Consider the following 19401-nt stretch of genomic DNA (forward strand, 5'->3'; position numbering starts at 1 on the left):
GCATGTTCTCGTTCCTGGTCAAGCGTCTCCTGTCTGGAGCGATGATCGTGGTTCTTGTCTCGATGATGGTGTTCCTGCTGTTCTTCTACGGCCCGAAGAGCCCTGCCCTGGAGCTGTGCCGTCGTGACACCCACGGTCGATGTGGTGAGACCTCCCCACGGCTCGAGCAGTACGAAGAGCGGCTGGGCTACAACAACCCCGTCTACTCGGAGTACGGCAAGTGGGCCAAGGGACTCGTCCAGGACCGCACCATCTACATCGGTTCGACCGGCTACAAGTGCGAGGCGCCGTGCCTGGGCCTCTCCTACCGCGACCGGACCCTGGTCACCGACCAGCTCAAGGAGAGATTCCCGATCACCCTGAGCCTGGCTGTCGGGGCCTCCTTGCTCTATCTGATGATCGGCGTGCCCATCGGTGTGCTGGCCGCCAGACGAAGAGGCAGCTTCGCCGACAAGGCGCTGGTCTCTTCCACCCTCGTCTTCAGCTCCATCCCGTACTACCTGGTCGCGCTGCTGAGCATGCTGCTGCTGACCTTGAGTACGCACGTGTTCCCGACCGTCGCCTACCACCCGTTCCTCGACAACCCGTTCAAGTGGTTCTCAGGATTCCTGCTCGTGTGGCTGGTGATGGGCCTCTACGGCGCCACCGCCTACACCCGATATTCGCGCGGGTCGATGGTCGAAGTGCTCAACGAGGACTACGTCCGCACCGCGAAGGCCAAGGGGCTCAAGGACCGCGTCGTGGTAATCCGACATGCCCTACGGTCCGCGCTGGTGCCGGTGGTGACCATCTTCGGCCTCGACGTGGCCTTCCTCCTGTCGGGCACCGTCTTCACCGAGCAGATCTTCGACCTCGACGGCATCGGCAAGTGGGGCCTCGAGGCGACCTACATCAAGGACCTTCCCGTCGTGCAGGCGACAGCACTGGTCCTCGCCGTGGCCGTGGTCATGGCCAACATCATCGTCGACATCGTCTACAGCGTGCTTGACCCGAGAGTGAGGCTTTCATGAGCGGCGACCCGTACCTGGAGGTGACCGACCTGAGTGTCCGGTTCCCGACCAGCGACGGACTCGTGCAGGCAGTCAACGGACTGACCTACAGCGTCGAACTGGGCAAGACCCTCGGCATCGTGGGGGAGTCGGGTTCGGGCAAGTCGGTCTCCAGCATGGCTGTGCTGGGCCTGCACGACCCCAAGGCCGCACGCATCGAGGGCTCGATCAAGGTCGGCGGCACCGAGGTGGTCGGCCTGGCCGAGGACAAGATGCGGAGCCTGCGTGGCAACAGCGTCGCGATGATCTTCCAGGACGCGCTGGCCGCACTGCACCCGTTCTACAAGATCGGCGCGCAGCTCGGTGAGGCCTACCAGGTGCACCACCCCAAGGCCAGCAAGAAGGAGGCCCGCAGGCGCTCGATCGAGATGCTCGAGCGGGTCGGCATCCCGCAGCCGGACCGTCGCGTCGACGACTACCCCCACCAGTTCTCCGGTGGCATGAGGCAGCGCGCCATGATCGCGATGGGCCTGATCAACGACCCGTCGCTGCTGATCGCCGATGAGCCCACCACGGCTCTCGACGTCACGGTGCAGGCGCAGATCCTCGACCTGCTCCAGGACCTCCAGAAGGAGTTCAACTCCGCGATCGTGATCATCACCCACGACCTCGGTGTGGTCGCCGAGATGGCCGACGACGTGCTCGTGATGTACGGCGGCCGCTGTGTCGAGTACGGCGCGTGCAAGGAGATCCTGACCCACCCGGAGATGCCCTACACGTGGGGCCTGCTCTCGAGCGTCCCTGACGTGACCGGTGACCCCAACGCCCGCATGATCCCGATTCCGGGCAACCCGCCGAGCCTGCTCGACCCGCCGCCCGGATGCGCGTTCCACCCGCGTTGCGTGCACAGCTCCAAGGTGCCCGGTGACCTGTGCGCGACGACCATGCCCGAGCTGACCGTGGGTGCCCGCCAGGGTCACCTGAAGCGGTGCCACCTGGTCGACTCGGAGACCATCTACGCCACCGAGGTCCTTCCCGAAGTGGCCCCCGACCTCGCCATCCACCTCGCTGAGGAGAACCGATGACGCCCGAGCTGCCGGCCGACGACCTCACGAAGAGCCCGGCGGGCACCGTGTCCTTCGAGAGCATCGTCGGACACGCCCACGCGGCTGCCACGCTCGACCCGACCGCCGAGCCTGTGCTGACGATGGACAACGTGCGGATGTACTTCCCGATCCGCAGCTCGCTGATGCGGCGCACGGTCGGGCACGTGCAGGCCGTCGACGGTGTGTCGTTCCAGGTGCCCAAGGGCGGATCCCTCGGTCTGGTGGGTGAGTCGGGCTGCGGCAAGTCGACGACGGGCCAGCTGATCACCCGGCTCTACAAGCCGACCGGTGGCTCGATGATGTTCGAGGGCCACGACCTGGCGCAGATGTCCAACCGGCAGATGAAGCCGCTGCGCAAGGACATCCAGATGATCTTCCAGGACCCCTACACGTCGCTGAACCCGCGGCACACGGTCGGTTCCATCATCGGCTCTCCGCTCGCGGTGCACAACGTGGTGCCGAAGAAGAAGATCCTCTCGCGGGTCCAGGAGCTCCTCGAGGTCGTGGGCCTCAACCCGGAGCACTACAACCGCTACCCCAACGAGTTCTCCGGTGGCCAGCGGCAGCGTGTCGGCATCGCCCGGGCGCTGGCTCTGCAGCCGAAGCTGATGGTGGCCGACGAGCCGGTCTCGGCGCTCGACGTGTCGATCCAGGCACAGGTGATCAACCTCCTGCAGGACCTGCAGAAGGAATTCGACATCGCGTTCCTGTTCATCGCCCACGACCTGGCCGTCGTACGCCACTTCTGCCCCGAGGTGGCGGTGATGTACCTCGGCAAGATCGTGGAGATCGCCGACCGCGACACGCTCTACTCGCGCTCGCACCACCCCTATACGCAGGCCCTGCTCTCCGCCGTGCCCGACGTGAAGCAGGCGGCCATCGGCGGTCGCCGCGAGCGCATCATGCTCGAGGGTGACGTGCCCAGCCCGATCAACCCGCCCTCGGGTTGCCGGTTCCGCACCCGCTGCCCGTTGGCCCGTGAGATCTGCGCGAAGGTCGAACCGCCGATGCTGCAGGTCGGTCCGCGGCACAAGGTGGCCTGCCACTTCGCCGGCGAGCTGGGCAACCACCCGCACGACCCGGTGACCGCGCGCATGCTCGGCGTCGACAACGAAGGCAGCCCCGACCCCGGTGCCAGCCCCTCCGACATCGGCAACGAGCCCGGCTTCTCCGACGTGTGGTTCGACCTCAAGGAACGCCGCACCGTCAAGCCGTGACCCCGCGAACGTAGGGTGGCGGGTGTGGATGGTCTGTTCGAGGTCGATGCTCCCGCCGGTACGTCGGCCAGGGCCGGCGCAGGTGCACAGGGCAAGGGATCGCTGACCGGCAACACGCACGCGTCAGCGCCCCTTGCCGTGCGCATGCGCCCGCGCACGCTCGACGAGCTGGTCGGGCAGCAGCAGCTGCGCGCCGAGGGTTCGCCGCTGCGGCAGCTGATCGAAGGTGACCGCTCGATGTCCCTGCTGCTGTGGGGACCGCCCGGCACCGGCAAGACGACGATCGCCTCGATCCTCTCCCAGCAGACCGACCGGCAGTTCGTGGAGGTCTCGGCGGTGGCCGCCGGCGTGAAGGAGGTGCGGGCAGCCATCGACATGGCGCGCTCCGACCTCGTGCGCAGCGGCCGCGAGACCGTCCTCTTCGTCGACGAGGTGCACCGTTTCACCAAGGCCCAGCAGGACGCCCTGCTTCCGGGCGTCGAGAACCGTTGGGTGACCCTGGTCGCCGCGACCACCGAGAACCCCTTCTTCTCGGTGATCTCGCCGCTGCTCTCCCGTTCCCTCCTGCTGCGGCTCGAGTCGTTGACCGACGACGACGTGCGCGAGGTCATGCGGCAGGCCCTGGTGGACGAGCGTGGACTCGCGGGTGAGGTCACGGTCGACGACGACGCCCTGGAGCACCTGGTCCGGTTGGCCGGGGGAGACGCCCGCCGTTCCCTGACCTACCTCGAGGCCGCGGCCGGAGCCGCCGAGGCCAAGGGCTCGACCACGGTCGACCTGGCCGCTGCGGAGACCGCGGTCGACCAGGCCGCGGTCCGCTACGACCGGCAGGGCGACCAGCACTACGACGTCATCTCCGCGTTCATCAAGTCGATCCGTGGCTCCGACGCGGACGCCGCACTGCACTACCTGGCCCGCATGATGGAGGCCGGCGAGGACCCGCGGTTCATCGCCCGCAGGTTGGTGATCCTGGCCAGCGAGGACATCGGCCTCGCCGATCCGACGGCGTTGACCACCGCCGTGGCGGCCGCCCAGGCCGTGCAGCTGATCGGCATGCCCGAGGCGCGCCTCAACCTCGCCCAGGCGGTGATCGCCCTGGCCGTCGCGCCGAAGTCGAACGCGGTGATCAAGGCGATCGACGCGGCCAGTGCCGACGTACGCGCGGGCAAGATCGGCCAGGTGCCACCTCACCTGCGCGATGGCCACTACGCCGGCTCCGAGAAGATCGGTCACGGACGCGGTGCCCCGCAGCCGTACAAGTACTCCCACGACGAGCCGTTCGGGATCGCCGAGCAGCAGTACGCGCCCGACGAGATCGGTGACGCGGCCTACTACCGACCCACCAGCCTGGGTGCCGAAGCGACGATCAAGGAGCGCTGGGAACGTGTGCGCAAGTTGATCCGTGGTGCGCGATAGGGTCGGGCACCATGACCAGTGCCGACCTCCTTCTGCCCGTCGTGCTGGGCGTGGTCGTGCTCGTGCTGCTGGCCTGCCTGGCGCTAGCCGTCCTCGCCTTGCGCCGCGAGCGGGTCGGCGCCCGCGCCGAGCTCGAGGCCACGCGAGCCGAGGCCGCCCAGTTGCGTGAGCGCGTCGACGCGCTGGCCCGTTCGGTGCAGCCCCGTCACGCCCCCGACGAGTTCGTGATCACCGCCGTCGGCGACCCCACAGCCTCTGATGAACCCGTTTCTGAACCCCAGCGCATCGAGGGCCGGCTCTTTGCCGACCTGGTCCTGCGCGAGTCGGTGGTCAAGGCGGCCGCGCTGACCCACGGCGTACGCCGCGCCCTGGCCCCCGAGTCCCGCAACCGGATCCGCTTCCAGATGAAGCAGGAGATCAAGCGCTCCCGCAAGCAGCGCCGCATCGAGATTCGCGACGTACGCCGGGAGATGGCGGCCCGGCAACGCTCGCAAGAAGGCGCAGCATGACCAGGAACGACAGATGAGCCGCACACTGTGGTTCGCGGCCGGTGCCGGAGCGACGGTCTATGCGATGAACCGGGCTCGCCGACTGCGCGAGTCCTTCACCGTCGACGGCCTGCGCGACCGGGCCAGCAGCCTCGCGGTGGGTGTCCGCATGTTCCGCGACGAGGTGGCACAGGGGCGTCACGACAAGGAAACCGAGTTGCGCGAGCGACTGGGACTGGTCCCTGATGGAACCCCGGCCCTCGGCGCCGGGCCCAGCGCGGCCACCGAACCAAGAAGCATCACTCACCACGAACGCTCGGGCACGAACCAGGAAGGCACGAACTGATGGACACCGCGGAGATCCGACGGCGGTTCTTGACCCACTTCGAGAACGCCGGGCACACGGCCGTGCCGTCGGCCTCGCTCCTGGCCGACGACCCGAACCTGCTCTTCGTCCCTGCAGGCATGGTGCCGTTCAAGCCCTACTTCCTGGGCCAGGAGACGCCGCCGTACGCGACGGCCACCAGCGTGCAGAAGTGCGTGCGCACGCCCGACATCGAGGACGTCGGCAAGACCACCCGCCACGGCACGTTCTTCGAGATGTGCGGCAACTTCTCGTTCGGTGACTACTTCAAGGAGCGGGCCATCGAGCTCGCCTGGGAGCTGGTCACCAAGCCGCAGTCCGAGGGCGGCTGGGGCTTCCCCGAGGACAAGCTCTACCCGAGCGTGTACGTCGACGACGCCGAGGCGGTCGCGCTCTGGAAGAAGATCACCGGCCTGCCCGACGACCGCATCGCGCGGCTCGGCAAGTCCGAGAACTACTGGTCGATGGGCGTGCCCGGCCCCGGTGGCCCGTGCTCGGAGATCCTGATCGACCGCGGTCCGGCGTACGGCGCGGACGGCGACTTCTCCGCCGAGGACCGCTACCTCGAGTTCTGGAACCTGGTCTTCATGCAGGACGAGCTGAGCGCGGTCCGCAGCAAGGAGGACTTCGACATCGCCGGCCCGCTGCCGAAGAAGAACATCGACACCGGCATGGGCCTCGAGCGGGTCGCGTTCATGACCCAGGGCGTCGAGAACATGTACGAGATCGACGTGATGTTCCCGGTCATCGAGCGGGCGATGGAGCTGACCGGCAAGAAGTACGGCGCCAACCACGAGGACGACGTGCGCTTCCGGGTGGTCGCCGACCACGTGCGCAGCTCGATGATGCTGATCGGTGACGGCGTGACGCCCGGCAACGAGGCCCGCGGCTACGTGCTGCGTCGCCTGCTGCGTCGCGCGGTCCGCTCGGTGCGCCTGCTCGGCTACGAGGACCCGGCGCTGCCCGAGCTGATGCCGATCAGCCGCGACAAGATGGGCGAGACCTACACCGAGCTGATCTCCGACTGGGAGCGCATCTCGCGGGTCGCGTACGCCGAGGAGGAGGCGTTCCGCAAGACGCTCCAGTCCGGCACGCAGATCTTCGACCTGGCCGCGACCGACGTGAAGAAGTCCGGCGGCTCGAAGCTGTCGGGTGACCAGGCGTTCGCACTGCACGACACCTACGGCTTCCCGATCGACCTCACCCTCGAGATGGCGTCCGAGGCCGGGCTCACCGTCGACCACGACGGCTTCCGCAAGCTGATGACCGAGCAGCGCGAGCGGGCCAAGGCCGACGCGCGCTCCAAGAAGGGGCAGCACGCCGACACCGGGGTCTACCGCGGCATCCTCGACGCCAACGGTCCGACCGAGTGGCTGGCCTACGAGACCCTCGAGACCGAGTCGTCCGCTCTGGCCGTGCTCCGGGAAGGACAGCCCGTCCCCGCACTGGGCAACGGCGAGATCGGCGAGATCGTGCTCGACCGCACGCCGTTCTACGCCGAGTCCGGTGGCCAGGCCGCCGATGCGGGCATCATCGAGTTCGACGGTGGACGGCTCGAGGTGGTCGACGTCCAGCGCCCTGTGCGTGGACTGGTGGTGCACCAGGTGCGGGTCATCGACGGTGAGTTCCACCCCGGCTCGCAGCTGCATGCGCAGGTCGACCCCGACTGGCGGCTCGGTGCCCGGCAGGCGCACTCGGGCACCCACGTGGTGCACGCGGCGCTGCGTGAGGTGCTCGGCCCCACGGCGCTGCAGTCCGGTTCCTACAACCGGCCCGGATACCTGCGCCTCGACTTCGGCTGGACGCAGGCCCTGACTCCCGAGCAGTACGCCGACCTCGAGCAGGTCGCGAACAACGCGTTGCGTGCCGACCTCGCCGTCGGCTGGGACTACATGACCCTGCCGGAGGCCAAGGACTGGGGCGCCATCGCGCTCTTCGGCGAGACCTACGACAACACCAAGGTGCGGGTCGTCGAGATCGGCGGCCCCTGGTCGCGCGAGCTCTGCGGTGGCACGCACGTCGACCACTCGTCGCAGATCGGCACGATCGTGCTGACCGGTGAGGCATCGGTCGGCTCCGGCAACCGGCGCATCGAGGCGCTGACCGGCGTCGAGGGCTTCGCCTACCTCGCGCGCGAGCGTGACGTGGTGGCGCAGCTGACCGGGCTGCTCAAGACCCAGCCCGACGACCTGGTCGGGCGCGTCGGCGACCTCGTCGAGCGCCTGCGCACCGCGGAGAAGGAGATCGAGAAGGTCCGGGTCGGCCAGCTGCTGGCTGCCGCGGGAGAGCTCGCCGCCGGGGCCACGGTCGTCGACGGCGTGCACCTCGTGGCGCATCGCGCCGACGGTGCCGGCGGTGGCGACGTACGCACCCTGGCGCTCGACATCCGCGGCCGCCTGCCGCAGGGCCAGCCCGGTGCGGTGGTGGTCATCGGCGCCGCCGAGGGAAAGGTGGCCGCGGTCGCCGCCGTCAACGACGAGGGCCGCGCGCGGGGGCTGAGTGCCAACGCGCTGATCCGTGCGATCGGTCCGTTGCTCGGTGGCAAGGGAGGTGGCAAGGACGACGTCGCGCAGGGCGGCGGCACCGACGCCACCCGGATCGACGAGGCACTGGCCCTGGTCGAGTCCGAGGTGCACCGGGCCGTCGGCCAGGCGTGATGCGCAACGGCGTACGCCTCGGCCTCGACCCCGGAGACGCCCGGATCGGTGTGGCCCGCAGCGACCCCAGCGGCTTCCTGGCGACACCCGTCGAGACGGTGCAGCGTGGCGAGGGCGACCTCGCCCGGTTGCGCCAGATCGTCGACGAGGAGAACGCGTTCGAGATCATCGTCGGTCTGCCCCGTTCGCTCTCGGGTGCCGAGGGGCCGGCCGCGGCCAAGGCCCGGGAATTCGCCGGCCAACTGGCGCGGCTGGTTGCCCCGATGCCGGTGAGGCTCTTTGATGAACGCTTGACGACCGTCACCGCGGAGTCGATGCTTCGGGAACGCGGGAAGAAGGGCGCCAAGAGAAGAGCGGTGGTCGACCAGGCCGCCGCAGTCGTGATCCTCCAGCACGCGCTGGACGCGGAGCGTGCTCGGGGGAGCGCGCCGGGAGAAGTGGTCACGGTGCCACCGACAGAGGGGTTGGACCAGCAGTGACCGAGCAGCAAGGCGAGCATCAGCCCTCCCACGAGGGGATCGACCAGCTCGGGCTCCGGCACGACCCCGACGACGAGGCTGCGCATGACGAGGAGCCCGTACGCCGGGCGCCGGTCTCGCGGCGCGGCAAGCGGCGGCGTGGCCCGTTCGGCTGTCTGATCGCGCTCGTGGTGGTCGGCCTGATCGCCGCGGGCCTGGCCCTGCTCGGCGTGAAGGGCATCGACTGGGTCAAGGACCAGTTCGGGGAGGGTGAGGACTACTCGGGCCCGGGCACCGGGGAGGTCTCGATCATCGTCGAGAGCGGAGACACCGCGACCGACATCGGGCGCACCCTCAAGGACGCCGACGTGGTCGCCTCCGTCGAGGCCTTCACGAAGGCCGCCAGCGCACGCGCCGACGAGGCGGCTCGCATCCAGCCCGGCTCCTACACGTTGAAGCAGAAGATGAAGGCGTCCGACGCCCTCACCGTCCTGATCGACCCGAAGAACCGGGTCCAGAACCGGGTGACGATCCCCGAGGGGCTACGCGTCGTCGACATCGTCGCGTTGCTGAGCAAGAACACTGACTTCAACAAGAGGCAGTTCAACCGGGCGCTGGCCAAGCCCGCGGCGCTTGGGCTGCCGGCGTACGCCAAGGGCAACCCGGAGGGCTACCTCTTCCCGGCCACCTACGAGTTCGGCCCGAAGGCGAAGCCGGTCGAGATGCTGCGCGCCATGGTCGACCGCTGGCGACAGGCCGCGGACGACGCCGGCCTCGAGGAGTCGGCCCAGGCCCTGGGCTACACGCCGCACGAGATCATGACGGTCGCCGCGCTGGTCGAGGCCGAGGGGCGTGGCAAGGACATGCCGAAGATCGCCCGGGTCATCTACAACCGTCTCGAGAACCCCGGCACCGCGGGCACCATCGGGCGGCTCGAGATCGATGCCACGGTCAACTACGCACTCGGGCGCAACCTGGGCGTCGGAATCACCACCGAGGACATCGACTCGGTCGCCGGCTCGCCGTACAACACGCGGCGCCAGACGGGTCTGCCGCCGGGGCCGATCGAGGCTCCGGGTGACGACGCGATCCGCGCGGCGCTAAAGCCGGCCGAGGGCGACTGGTACTACTACGTGACGGTCGACCTCAAGACCGGCGAGACGAAGTTCGCGTCGACGTACGACGAGTTCCTGCGCTACAAGGCGGAGTTCCGCGAATACTGCGCGACCTCGGACGCCTGTTGATGGGACCGCGTTGTGGGGTCCTCGGGGACCCGATCGCGCACTCGCTCTCGCCGGTGCTGCACCGGGCGGGCTACGCCGCGTGCGGCCTCGACGACTGGTCCTACGACGCACATCGGGTCGACGAGTCCTCGTTGCCGGAGTTCCTCGCGGGGCTTGACCATTCGTGGCGTGGGCTGTCGCTGACCATGCCGCTCAAGCGCGCAGTGCTGCCACTGGCCGACGAGGTCAGTGACCGGGTGCGGGTGGCGCACGCAGCCAACACACTGGTGTTCCGCGACGGGCGGGCGTCCGCGCACAACACCGACATCCCCGGGGCGATCGCCGCACTCCGCGAGCAGTACGCCGGAGCGGTGTCGCGCGCGACGATCCTGGGCGGGGGAGCCACGGCCACCTCGCTGGGCATGGCGCTGGTCGAGCTGGGTGCCACCCACATCGACGTGCTGGTGCGCTCCGCGGACCGTGCCGCCGAGACCCTCGAGGTGCTGAGCTCGCTGCCCTCGTCCCCGCAGGTGGAGGTGGGGGACCTCGCCACCGCGGCAGTCACGGGTGACGTGGTCGCCTCGACCATCCCGGCCGGGGCCCAGACCGTCGACCTGGTGCGCCGTTGCGGCGACGTACCCGTCGTCTTCGAGGCGTTGTACGACCCGTGGCCGACGCCGCTGGCCAGCGCGGCCGCCGACCGGCCGCTGGTCGGCGGGCTCGACCTGCTCGTGCACCAGGCAGCCCTGCAGTTCGAGATGTTCACCGGGCAGTCGGTGGCGGTCGAGGTCATGCGCACGGCAGGGCTTGCCGCACTGCAGCAGTCAGACCAGATCGGGTTGCCAGAGGAAGCCGTTGAGCCGTGACCGACCGACCTGAGATCGTCTGCATCTGCGGTTCCATCCGGTTCGCGGACGAGATGCGTGCGGCAAACCGTGACCTGACCTTCGCCGGTGTCATCGTCGTCGCGCCAGGTGAGGCTGACGAGTTGGTCACCCCCGAGCAGAAGACCGCGCTGGATGCCCTTCACCTGCGCAAGATCGACCTGGCTGACCGGGTTCTGGTCGTCAACCCGGGCGGGTATGTCGGCGAGTCCACGAGTAGGGAGATCGCCCATGCCCGGGCCACCGGCAAGCCGATCTCGTTCACCGATCCGGTCTGACCACTGCACGTTTCGTGGCCCAGACCTCAGGCTGCACGGCCCAGGTCGACCACGACGATCGTGTGGTTGTCGGGCTCGCCTGCCTCGGCGACGGCCGTCGCGACTGCGTCGGCCACCTCCTGCGGGGTTCCGTCGAGCGTGAGCAGGCGGCCGAGATCGTCGATGTGGGAGTGGACCCCGTCAGTGGTCAGCACGAGCCGGTCGCCCTCGTGAAGGTCGAGCACGATCTCGTCGGCCACCACACCGGGCGCCAACGCCCGGTTGAGCAGGTTGCGGTGCTCGTGTGCGCGGGCCTCGTCCGCGGTCAGCTCACCGGCCTCGATCAGCGCCGCCACGACCGTGTGGTCGTGGGTGACCTGCCGGACCTCCCCATCGCGCACGAGCCAGACCCGGCCATCGCCGATGTGCGTGACCTGCGCGGTCCCACCCGTGAACGCGACGGCGGTGAGCGTCGTACCGGAGGCCGGCAGCTCAGGCAGGGCTGCGCTGACGTCCGCGGCGATCTCGGAGATCGCCCCGGCGAGCCCGCTCTCCGCAAAGGCGGCCAGTGCGGCCGCGGCCACGTCGTCGCGGTCACCGAAGCCGTCGGCGACGGCGATCAGGCCGGTGGTGACGAGGAGCGCGTCCTGCTGTGCGTCGCGTCGCCCCTGGCGGTGACTGGAGCCGTGTTCGGAGTGCAAGGTCCTGGTGGCTGTGGTCATTTCGTGTGCCTCGTTCCTCAACTGATGGACGAGGGTGGTGACGATGCCGCGCCGAGTCGCGGTGTCGGCCTCGATCTGGCGCCAGTACGCCTCGATCTCCCGAGCCGCCGCAGCGTTCGAACCGTTGACGACGTTCTTGATCCGCAACAGTGGCATCCCCAGGATCCTGAGCGTCGCCACCAGCCGGGCCCGCTCGAGCTGCGCCGGGGCGTACCTGCGGTACCCCGAGTGCGGGTCCACCTCGGCCGGACACAGCAGGCCGAGGTCGTCGTACAGCCTCAACGCCTTGGGCGTCAGTCCCGCAGCGCGGGCGAAGTCGCCGATCGTCATGAGCGTCATGGTCACCATCCTCCCGGTGTCGGTCACCGGTGAAACAGAGGTTGGGCCTTCCCGTTGGGACAAGGTCAAGAGTCGGCTTCGTGATGGCCCTGCCGGATGCCGTGCTGCATGAATCGGCGCAGGTAGTGGTCGATCCGGATGCCGTCAAGGGCGAGGGGGAGCGCGGCGAACCACGCCATCGTCCACTCGTCAGGCGTCGTGCTGTGGGTGCCCAGCGGCCCGCGATGGCCGGTTCCCGATGGCCTGATTGCTTGTCCACAGATGTCGAGAATCCCTTGCCAGGGTTGACGAAACTCGATAAACTCGAATACATGTTCGAAACGTCGAAGGACCCCGTCCCGGAGCAGGCCGCTCCCGGTCCTGACACGCCCCTGGACGCCGCCACAGTGACCGCGTGGATCTCAGCCCTGCAGGACATCTCGGAGGCGGTGGGCGACGACGACGCCCGCATCGACGTCATCGGGGCACTCGAAACCCTGAAGTCGGCCATCGCCGCGGCCCAGGCCGAGCTCTCGGTCGACTTCGACGAGTCGATGCGCGCCAAGGCCGCCGCCTCCGGTGTCGGGAAGCGCCGCCAGGGTCGCGGCATCCCCGAACAACTCGCGTTGGCGCGCCGGGAGTCGCCGTACCGCGGGAAGCGTCACCTCGGGTTGGCGAAGCTCCTGCGCAAGGAGCTGCCGCACACCCGGGCCGCGTTCCGGGCCGGACGGATCACCGAATGGGCCGCCACCCTGCTGGCCAAGGAGACCGCCTGCCTCGAGGTCGACGACCGGGCGAAGGTGGACAAGGAGATCGCCGGTGACCTCGAGAAGGTCGCGAAGTTGTCGGAGAAGCAGGTCGGTGACCAGGCCCGCAAGCTCGCCGCGAAGCTCGACCCCGCCTCGGTCGCGCACCGGCGGGCGAAGGCGGAGAAGGACCGCCGGGTCACCATCCGCCCGGCACCGGACACGATGACCTACCTCACCGGCCACCTGCCGGTCGGGCAAGGCGTGCAGGTGTACGCGGCGTTGAAGAAGGCCGCCGACACCTTGATCGCCGGTGGTGACGAACGCTCCCGGGCACAGATCATGGCCGACACCCTCGTCGAACGCGTCACCGGCAAGACCCAGGCCCCGGCGGTGCCGGTGATGATCAACCTCGTCGTCTCCGACCAGACGCTCCTCGGCACCAGTCACGACCCGGCGCACCTCGACGGGCACGGCACCATCCCCGCCGACCTGGCCCGCCACCTCGTCGCCACCGCACTGGAAGCCGGCGCCAAGACGGGGCTGCAGACCTGGCTACGCAAGGTCTACGCCTCACCCCACGGCGGCCTCACCGCCATGGACTCGAGGTCCCGGATCGTCCCCCACGGACTCGCCACCCTCATCCGCACCAGAGACGGCGGCATCTGCCGCACCCTCTACTGCGACGCACCCATCCGCCACATCGACCACGCCACCGGCATCGCCAACGGCGGGCAGACGGNCGCTTCTGGCCACCACTCACCCCACGGGCGACATCAAGTCACCACCACCACACCGACCGGTCACACCTACGTCTCCACCGCACCACCCCTACCCGGCTGGGCCGAACTTGAGCCGAGACGCCTGCTCGCCGTACCGGAACCGGAAGACCCCACCGATCTCCTCGCCGAGTACGAGCTCATCGACGTGGAAGCCGCCTGATCGTCACTGATGGTGGCTGCGCCTACAGTCGGGTCTGTGAGCGAGCGCAAGAGCTGGACCGTGACCACCCACGACTGGTCAAGGGATCTCGACCTCGCTCACCTTGCTGAGGTCCGGGATCACACGGATCGCTACGGCGCCGGCGGCCGACGCCACATGATCCTGGAAGTGCTCGCCTACGCGAATGACGAAGCCGAGTCCATCGGACGAGTGGGACATGCGGTGGTCACGTTCCATGACGACGGGAGGGTGCGCGTGTCCGATGACGGCCGCGGGACCGACACCCGGGTGGACTCCGTCGGCGCCGTTGTCCGCAAGCCGGTGATGGCTACCAAGGACCTCCGGTTCTTCGACGGCCTCGACGGACCCCTGTTGCCCGACGGCCTCCCGCGACGCGGAATGTCGACCGTGTCGGCGCTGAGCTCCGTCCTGGTCCATGAGAACCATCGCGCCGAAGGGTCGTGGTCGCAGACCTATCGCCACGGCGTTCCGGAAGCGGCTCTTTGCTCGCTTCGCGCGGCAAGCGACTCGGGCACCTCCGTTGAGTTCGTCCCGCGCACGAGCATTGGCGGTCCCGATTCGCTCGAGGGCTCGGATCTCCAGGCCTTCTCCTGGTTGCACATCAATCTTTTGGCCGAGTGACCGCCTCGTCGACCACGAAGGTCAAACAGAACTCACGACAGGTCGGCGCAGGCCGTAGGGTGACCAGCCATGGACTGGGCAGCACATCTCGACACGGTGATCGTCTGTGTCGTCCTCGGAGCGATCACCGGATGGTTCGTTCCACGCGTCGTGGCGAGGCTGCCCGAACCCGTCCCGTTCGCCGAGGAAGAAACCGACGGTGAGGCGCACGACGACGCGGGCGGGGAGACCACGGCCGAGCCCGAGGAACCCAAGCCGTTGTACGCCGACCTGGCTGCTGCACCACACATGGCGACGTGGACCGCGGGCTGGTCCGCCCTCGTCGCCGGCCTCATCGGCGCACGAATCGGGTGGGACTGGCCGTTGCTCTACCTCGTGCCGCTGGTGCCGATCGGCGTCGCGCTGGGGTGGGTCGACCTGCGGACCCGCCTGCTGCCGAAGCTGATCGTCGGACCCACCTACCTGCTGACCGTCGTGCTGCTGCTGGTCTGCGCCCTCGCCCAGGGCGACGCCGACGCGTTGATCCGTGCCGGGATCGGCTGGCTCGTCGCCGGCTTCGTCTACTGGTTCCTGTGGCGTTTCACGCCCGGCATGGGCTACGGCGACGTACGCCTGTCCGGCATCCTCGGCATGGCGCTGGCCTACCTCGGCTGGGCGGAGTTCGCCGTCGGCACCTACGCCGGGTTCGTGATCGGCGTGGTCGGCTGGATCCCGCTGCGAGTGCTGCGGATCACCAGCGACCGCACCTTCCCGTTCGGTCCGTTCATGTTGGTGGGCGCGGTGGTCGGCGTGCTGTGGGGCGCCGACATCGGCGGCTATCTCGCCGACCGGCAGGGCTGACGAGCGCGCGCGGGGCGCGTGAAAGACTGCACCCATGCTGCGTTGGCTCACTGCGGGCGAATCCCACGGCCCGTCCCTTGTCGCGATCCTCGAAGGCCTCCCTGCCCATGTGGAGGTGACCTCGACCGACATCGCCGACGCGTTGGCCCGGCGCCGACTCGGCTACGGCCGCGGCGCCCGCATGAAGTTCGAGCAGGACCAGGTCACCATCATCGGCGGCGTCCGGCACGGCAGGACCCAGGGCGGACCGGTCGCGATCCAGGTCGGCAACACCGAGTGGCCCAAGTGGGAGCAGGTCATGTCGGCCGACCCGGTCGACCCCGAGATCTTGGACAGCCTGGCCCGCAACGCGCCGCTCACCCGGCCGCGTCCCGGCCATGCCGACCTGGCCGGCATGCAGAAGTACGGCTTCGACGAGGCCCGCCCGATCCTCGAGCGCGCCTCCGCCCGCGAGACCGCCGCCCGGGTGGCGCTCGGTCGGGTGGCCAGCAACTTCATCGAGCAGACCATCGGTGCGCGCATCGTCTCCCACGTCGTCGAGCTCGGGGGAGTGGCCGCGCCCTACGGCAGCGTGCCCAGCCCTGAGGACGTCGAACGGCTCGACGCGGACGAGGTGCGCTGCCTCGACCCCGATGCCAGCAAGCAGATGGTTGCGGCGATCGACCAGGCCCACAAGGACGGCGACACCCTCGGCGGCGTCGTCGAGGTGGTCGTCCACGGACTTCCGCCGGGCCTCGGCTCGCACGTGCACTGGGACCGTCGCCTCGACTCGCGCCTGGCCGGCGCCCTGATGGGCATCCAGGCGATCAAGGGTGTCGAGGTCGGCGACGGCTTCGGCCTGGCCGCCGTTCCCGGCTCGCAGGCCCACGACGAGATCGTGCCGTCACCCGAGGGCATCCGGCGTACGTCGGGTCGCTCGGGCGGCACCGAGGGCGGCATGACCACCGGTGAGATCCTGCGGGTCCGGGCGGCGATGAAGCCGATCGCCACGGTGCCGCGGGCCCTCAAGACCATCGACGTCGCCACCGGCGAAGAGGCGGTGGCTCACCACCAGCGCTCCGACGTCTGTGCCGTGCCGGCCGCCGGCATCGTCGCCGAGGCCATGGTCGCGCTGGTCGTGGCCGACGCCGTGATCGAGAAGTTCGGCGGCGACTCGGTCGCCGAGACCGCGCGCAACTGTGCGTCCTACCTCGACGCCATCGCCTTCAAGTGAATCTCGACAAGCTCGATCACCGACCGCGCGTCGTCCTGATCGGCCCGATGGGGTCGGGCAAGACCACGGTGGCCGGCCGGCTGGCCCGGCACTGGGGCGTGTCGTCCCGCGACACCGACCACGACGTCGAGGTCGCCGAGGGCCGGGCCATCTCGGACATCTTCGTGGAGTCGGGAGAGGCGCACTTCCGCGCGCTCGAACGCGCCGCCGTGAAGCGGGCGCTCGAGGAGCACGACGGTGTCCTCGCACTGGGCGGAGGCGCCGTCGTCGACGAGCAGACCCGCGCGGCGCTGGCCGGACACACCGTCGTCTTCCTGCGCGTCGGACTGGCCGACGCCGTCAAGCGGGTCGGGCTCGGCACGTCGCGACCGTTGCTGCTCGGCAACGTGCGCAGCCGGATCAAGGCCCTGCTCGACGAGCGCACACCGGTCTACGAGGCCGCCGCGACCTTCGCCGTCGACACAGACGGACGCACCCCCGACGAGATCGCGGACGAGATCGTCACCCGAATCGAGGAACAGTCATGAGTGAACCCACCGTCCTGCACGTCGGCGGTGCTTCGCCGTACGACGTCGTCATCGGGCACGACCTCATCGACCGCCTGCCCGGCCTGATCGGCGAAGGTGTCGAGCGGGTGGCGCTCCTCTTCCCCGGTGAGCTCGGTGAGCTGGCCGAGCCGGTGCTGCGCGCGCTGGTCGAGGAGTACGACGTGCTCGCGCTCGGCCTGCCCGACGGCGAGAACGCCAAGACCGCCTCGGTCGCCAACGACTGCTGGGAGGCACTGGGGGAGCGCGGCTTCACCCGCTCCGACGTCGTGGTCACGGTGGGAGGTGGCGCGACCACCGACCTGGGTGGCTTCGTGGCCGCCAGCTGGTTGCGCGGCGTCAAGGTCGTGCACGTGCCGACCACGCTGCTCGGCATGGTCGACGCCGCGGTCGGTGGCAAGACCGGCATCAACACCGGCGCCGGGAAGAACCTGGTCGGCGCCTTCCACGAACCCGCGGGAGTGCTCTGCGACCTGTCGCTCCTGGCCACCCTGCCTGCCCAGGAGCTGCGGGCCGGCCTCGGCGAGGTCATCAAGTGCGGCTTCATCGCCGACCCCGAGATCCTGCGCCTCGTCGAGGACGACCCGGCTGCGGCCCAGGACCCGGCATCGCCGGTGCTGCGTGAGCTGATCACCCGCGCCATCCAGGTGAAGATCGACGTGGTGGTCGCCGACCTCAAGGAGACCGGCGGCGTCGAGGGGCACCCCGGTCGCGAGGCGCTCAACTACGGCCACACCATGGCGCACGCCATCGAGCGGGCCACCGACTACGAGATCCGGCACGGCGAGGCCGTGGCCATCGGCTGCGTCTACGTCGCCGAGCTGGCGCGTCGCGCGGGGGTGCTCGCCGACGATCTCGCCGACCGCCACGCCGCCACGTTCGGCCTGGTCGGACTGCCGACCTCGTGGTCCGGCGCCGGGTTCGACGAGCTGCACGATGCGATGAAGGTCGACAAGAAGTCGCGCGGCTCGCAGCTCCGCTTCGTCGTGCTCGACGAGCTGGCCACACCGCGCGTCCTGGCCGGCCCTTCGGAAGCCGACCTGCGCGCGGCGTACGACGTGATGACCGGAGGTGCGCAGTGACCCGGGTCCTCGTGCTCAACGGGCCCAACCTGGGCCGGCTCGGCAAGCGCCAGCCCGAGATCTACGGCCACACGACGTACGCCGAGCTGTCGGACCTGTGCGTGCAGTGGGGCACCGAGCTGGGGCTGGACGTCGAGGTGCGCCAGACCAACCACGAGGGCGAGCTGCTCGACTGGCTCAACACCGCGGCCGACGAGGCGACGCCGGTGGTGCTCAACGCGGCCGCTTGGACGCACTACTCGTGGGCGCTCTTCGACGCCTGTGCGCAGCTGACCGCGCCGCTGGTCGAGGTGCACATCTCCGACCCGTCGCAGCGCCCGGAGGAGTTCCGCCACACCTCCGTCGTGACGCCCCATGCGGTGCGGGTCATCGCCGGCCGTGGGATCGACGGCTACCGCGAAGCCCTCGAGCTGCTCGCGCCGAGCTGAGGGAACCGTTCCCGAGCGCTGCTCGTCCAAGGTTCGGCCGTCCGGCCGCGGAGGACGAGGAGAGCACGATGGACAAGTCAGTGACGCTGAGCGTCAAGGGGATCCTGCTTGCAGGCCTGGTGCTGCTCGCACTGGTGACGGCGTACCTGCTCGGCGGGGCCGGCGACTCGCCGGGGACGACCGCGCGCGCCGACGAGGGTGACGGCGCGGCGACGCAACGACAGATGACCATGGTCGGCACGGGCACGGCGACCGCCGTGCCCGACCAGATCTCGTTCACGGTCTCGGTGAGCCACCTCGACCCCGACCTGGAGACGGCGCTGGCCGAGGCGAGCGCCACGATGAAGGTGGTGCTGGACCGGCTCGAGGAACACGGCGTGACCGCGAAGGACATGCAGACCACCGGCCTCTCGATGAACCGGGAGTACGACTACCCGAGCTACGGGAGTCCGGTGTTCAAGGGCTACCGGGTCAACCAGAAGGCACGCGTGCTGGTGCCGGAGCTGAAGGAGGGCGGCAAGGCGATCACCGCGGCCGTCGATGCCGGCGGCAACCGTGTGCGGGTCAGCAACATCGACCTCGAGGTCTCCGACCGGGAGGCCGTGCTGGCCGAGGCCCGCAAGGCCGCCGTCGAGCAGGCCACCGCGAAGGCGGAGGAGTACGCCGACGCGGCCGGACAGGACCTCGGCGACGTGGTGACCCTCAAGGAGGTGTCCACCAGCACCCCGAGCACCGAGCTGCTGGACATGCAGTCCTACCGGATGGCCGCCAGCGACCTGGCCGCGAAGGTGCCGATCCGGGCCGGCGAGGACGAGCTGGCGGTGCGGGTGCAGGTGGTGTGGCAGCTCGGTTGACGCCTCGACC

20 protein-coding genes are annotated in these 19401 nt (G+C 69.4%); 19 read left to right on the plus strand and 1 reads right to left on the minus strand.

Going from position 1 to position 19401, the window contains the following annotated elements; all coding sequences use genetic code 11:
• The first annotated feature begins 2 nt into the window (after positions 1-2).
• Genes ASH02_RS10830 through ASH02_RS10880 form a run of 11 tightly spaced genes read left to right on the plus strand, consistent with a single transcriptional unit; the run spans position 3 to position 11080 of the window.
• The gene (locus tag ASH02_RS10830) at positions 3-1010 is read left to right on the plus strand and encodes an ABC transporter permease (protein ID WP_056677452.1); all 1008 of its coding nucleotides are present in this window, start codon (positions 3-5) and stop codon (positions 1008-1010) included.
• Positions 1007-2074, plus strand: a complete 1068-nt coding sequence (locus tag ASH02_RS10835) for an ABC transporter ATP-binding protein (RefSeq protein ID WP_057294733.1) — start codon at positions 1007-1009, stop codon at positions 2072-2074. The genes ASH02_RS10830 and ASH02_RS10835 overlap by 4 nt, the downstream gene beginning before the upstream one ends.
• A complete protein-coding gene (locus ASH02_RS10840) occupies positions 2071-3312 on the plus strand; it encodes a dipeptide ABC transporter ATP-binding protein (protein WP_082620859.1) in 1242 nt (413 codons plus the stop codon). The genes ASH02_RS10835 and ASH02_RS10840 overlap by 4 nt, the downstream gene beginning before the upstream one ends.
• A 24-nt stretch (positions 3313-3336) precedes the next feature.
• Entirely contained in the window at positions 3337-4728 is a 1392-nt protein-coding gene (locus ASH02_RS10845) for a replication-associated recombination protein A (protein WP_057294734.1), read from the plus strand.
• Positions 4729-4739: 11 nt separating this feature from the next.
• Positions 4740-5237 (plus strand): hypothetical protein, encoded by a 498-nt coding sequence (locus tag ASH02_RS10850; RefSeq protein ID WP_057294735.1) that lies wholly within the window; start codon positions 4740-4742, stop codon positions 5235-5237.
• A 13-nt stretch (positions 5238-5250) separates the two neighbouring features.
• Positions 5251-5562, plus strand: coding sequence for a DUF6167 family protein (locus ASH02_RS10855; protein ID WP_057294736.1), 312 nt, complete (start codon positions 5251-5253; stop codon positions 5560-5562).
• Positions 5562-8237 carry an alanine--tRNA ligase gene (gene alaS / locus ASH02_RS10860; protein ID WP_057294737.1) on the plus strand — a complete coding sequence of 892 codons (2676 nt, stop codon included), beginning with the start codon at positions 5562-5564 and terminating at the stop codon, positions 8235-8237. Before ASH02_RS10855 ends, alaS begins: the two co-directional genes overlap by 1 nt.
• Positions 8237-8716 (plus strand): Holliday junction resolvase RuvX, encoded by a 480-nt coding sequence (gene ruvX, locus ASH02_RS10865; protein ID WP_057294738.1) that lies wholly within the window; start codon positions 8237-8239, stop codon positions 8714-8716. Before alaS ends, ruvX begins: the two co-directional genes overlap by 1 nt.
• Positions 8713-9939 carry an endolytic transglycosylase MltG gene (mltG, locus tag ASH02_RS10870; RefSeq protein WP_235539021.1) on the plus strand — a complete coding sequence of 409 codons (1227 nt, stop codon included), beginning with the start codon at positions 8713-8715 and terminating at the stop codon, positions 9937-9939. The genes ruvX and mltG overlap by 4 nt, the downstream gene beginning before the upstream one ends.
• Positions 9939-10784, plus strand: coding sequence for a shikimate dehydrogenase (locus ASH02_RS10875; protein ID WP_057294739.1), 846 nt, complete (start codon positions 9939-9941; stop codon positions 10782-10784). The genes mltG and ASH02_RS10875 overlap by 1 nt, the downstream gene beginning before the upstream one ends.
• The gene (locus tag ASH02_RS10880; RefSeq protein ID WP_057294740.1) at positions 10781-11080 is read left to right on the plus strand and encodes a hypothetical protein; all 300 of its coding nucleotides are present in this window, start codon (positions 10781-10783) and stop codon (positions 11078-11080) included. The genes ASH02_RS10875 and ASH02_RS10880 overlap by 4 nt, the downstream gene beginning before the upstream one ends.
• A 26-nt stretch (positions 11081-11106) precedes the next feature.
• Here the strand turns inward: ASH02_RS10880 and ASH02_RS10885 are convergent, their stop codons facing one another.
• Positions 11107-12120: a MerR family transcriptional regulator gene (locus tag ASH02_RS10885; protein WP_057294741.1), complete on the minus strand. Its 1014-nt coding sequence runs from the start codon at positions 12118-12120 to the stop codon at positions 11107-11109.
• A 533-nt stretch (positions 12121-12653) separates the two neighbouring features.
• Here ASH02_RS10885 and ASH02_RS27540 point away from each other — a divergent pair.
• The 8 genes from ASH02_RS27540 to ASH02_RS10925 form a co-directional block, all read left to right on the plus strand.
• Positions 12654-13587: DUF222 domain-containing protein (locus ASH02_RS27540; RefSeq protein WP_442938398.1), on the plus strand; the 934-nt coding region annotated here is incomplete at its 3' end.
• Positions 13588-13823: 236 nt separating this feature from the next.
• On the plus strand, positions 13824-14429 hold the full coding sequence (locus tag ASH02_RS10895; protein WP_082620873.1) for a hypothetical protein: 606 nt from the start codon (positions 13824-13826) through the stop codon (positions 14427-14429).
• A gap of 69 nt (positions 14430-14498) precedes the next feature.
• Positions 14499-15269, plus strand: coding sequence for a prepilin peptidase (locus ASH02_RS10900; RefSeq protein ID WP_057294744.1), 771 nt, complete (start codon positions 14499-14501; stop codon positions 15267-15269).
• Between the two features lie 34 nt (positions 15270-15303).
• Positions 15304-16482, plus strand: a complete 1179-nt coding sequence (gene aroC / locus ASH02_RS10905; protein WP_200959121.1) for a chorismate synthase — start codon at positions 15304-15306, stop codon at positions 16480-16482.
• Complete coding sequence (locus ASH02_RS10910; RefSeq protein WP_442938396.1) at positions 16479-17009, plus strand: shikimate kinase; 531 nt, start codon at positions 16479-16481, stop codon at positions 17007-17009. The genes aroC and ASH02_RS10910 overlap by 4 nt, the downstream gene beginning before the upstream one ends.
• Entirely contained in the window at positions 17006-18109 is a 1104-nt protein-coding gene (gene aroB, locus ASH02_RS10915; RefSeq protein ID WP_057294745.1) for a 3-dehydroquinate synthase, read from the plus strand. Before ASH02_RS10910 ends, aroB begins: the two co-directional genes overlap by 4 nt.
• Complete coding sequence (locus ASH02_RS10920) at positions 18106-18537, plus strand: type II 3-dehydroquinate dehydratase (RefSeq protein ID WP_056677492.1); 432 nt, start codon at positions 18106-18108, stop codon at positions 18535-18537. Before aroB ends, ASH02_RS10920 begins: the two co-directional genes overlap by 4 nt.
• A gap of 68 nt (positions 18538-18605) precedes the next feature.
• Entirely contained in the window at positions 18606-19391 is a 786-nt protein-coding gene (locus ASH02_RS10925) for an SIMPL domain-containing protein (protein WP_057294746.1), read from the plus strand.
• The last annotated feature ends 10 nt before the right edge of the window (positions 19392-19401 follow it).

Source organism: Nocardioides sp. Soil796, assembly GCF_001429525.1.
Lineage (GTDB): Bacteria > Actinomycetota > Actinomycetes > Propionibacteriales > Nocardioidaceae > Nocardioides.

Coding starts and splice junctions, on each gene's coding strand:
- aroB (WP_057294745.1), top strand. CDS start 17,006: ATGAGTGAACCCACCGTCCTGCACGTCGGCGGTGCTTCGCCGTACGAC.
- alaS (WP_057294737.1), top strand. CDS start 5,562: ATGGACACCGCGGAGATCCGACGGCGGTTCTTGACCCACTTCGAGAAC.
- ASH02_RS10835 (WP_057294733.1), top strand. CDS start 1,007: ATGAGCGGCGACCCGTACCTGGAGGTGACCGACCTGAGTGTCCGGTTC.
- aroC (WP_200959121.1), top strand. CDS start 15,304: ATGCTGCGTTGGCTCACTGCGGGCGAATCCCACGGCCCGTCCCTTGTC.
- ASH02_RS10900 (WP_057294744.1), top strand. CDS start 14,499: ATGGACTGGGCAGCACATCTCGACACGGTGATCGTCTGTGTCGTCCTC.
- ASH02_RS10885 (WP_057294741.1), bottom strand. CDS start 12,120: ATGACGCTCATGACGATCGGCGACTTCGCCCGCGCTGCGGGACTGACG.
- ASH02_RS10855 (WP_057294736.1), top strand. CDS start 5,251: ATGAGCCGCACACTGTGGTTCGCGGCCGGTGCCGGAGCGACGGTCTAT.
- ASH02_RS10840 (WP_082620859.1), top strand. CDS start 2,071: ATGACGCCCGAGCTGCCGGCCGACGACCTCACGAAGAGCCCGGCGGGC.
- ruvX (WP_057294738.1), top strand. CDS start 8,237: ATGCGCAACGGCGTACGCCTCGGCCTCGACCCCGGAGACGCCCGGATC.
- ASH02_RS10830 (WP_056677452.1), top strand. CDS start 3: ATGTTCTCGTTCCTGGTCAAGCGTCTCCTGTCTGGAGCGATGATCGTG.
- ASH02_RS10875 (WP_057294739.1), top strand. CDS start 9,939: ATGGGACCGCGTTGTGGGGTCCTCGGGGACCCGATCGCGCACTCGCTC.
- ASH02_RS10850 (WP_057294735.1), top strand. CDS start 4,740: ATGACCAGTGCCGACCTCCTTCTGCCCGTCGTGCTGGGCGTGGTCGTG.
- ASH02_RS10925 (WP_057294746.1), top strand. CDS start 18,606: ATGGACAAGTCAGTGACGCTGAGCGTCAAGGGGATCCTGCTTGCAGGC.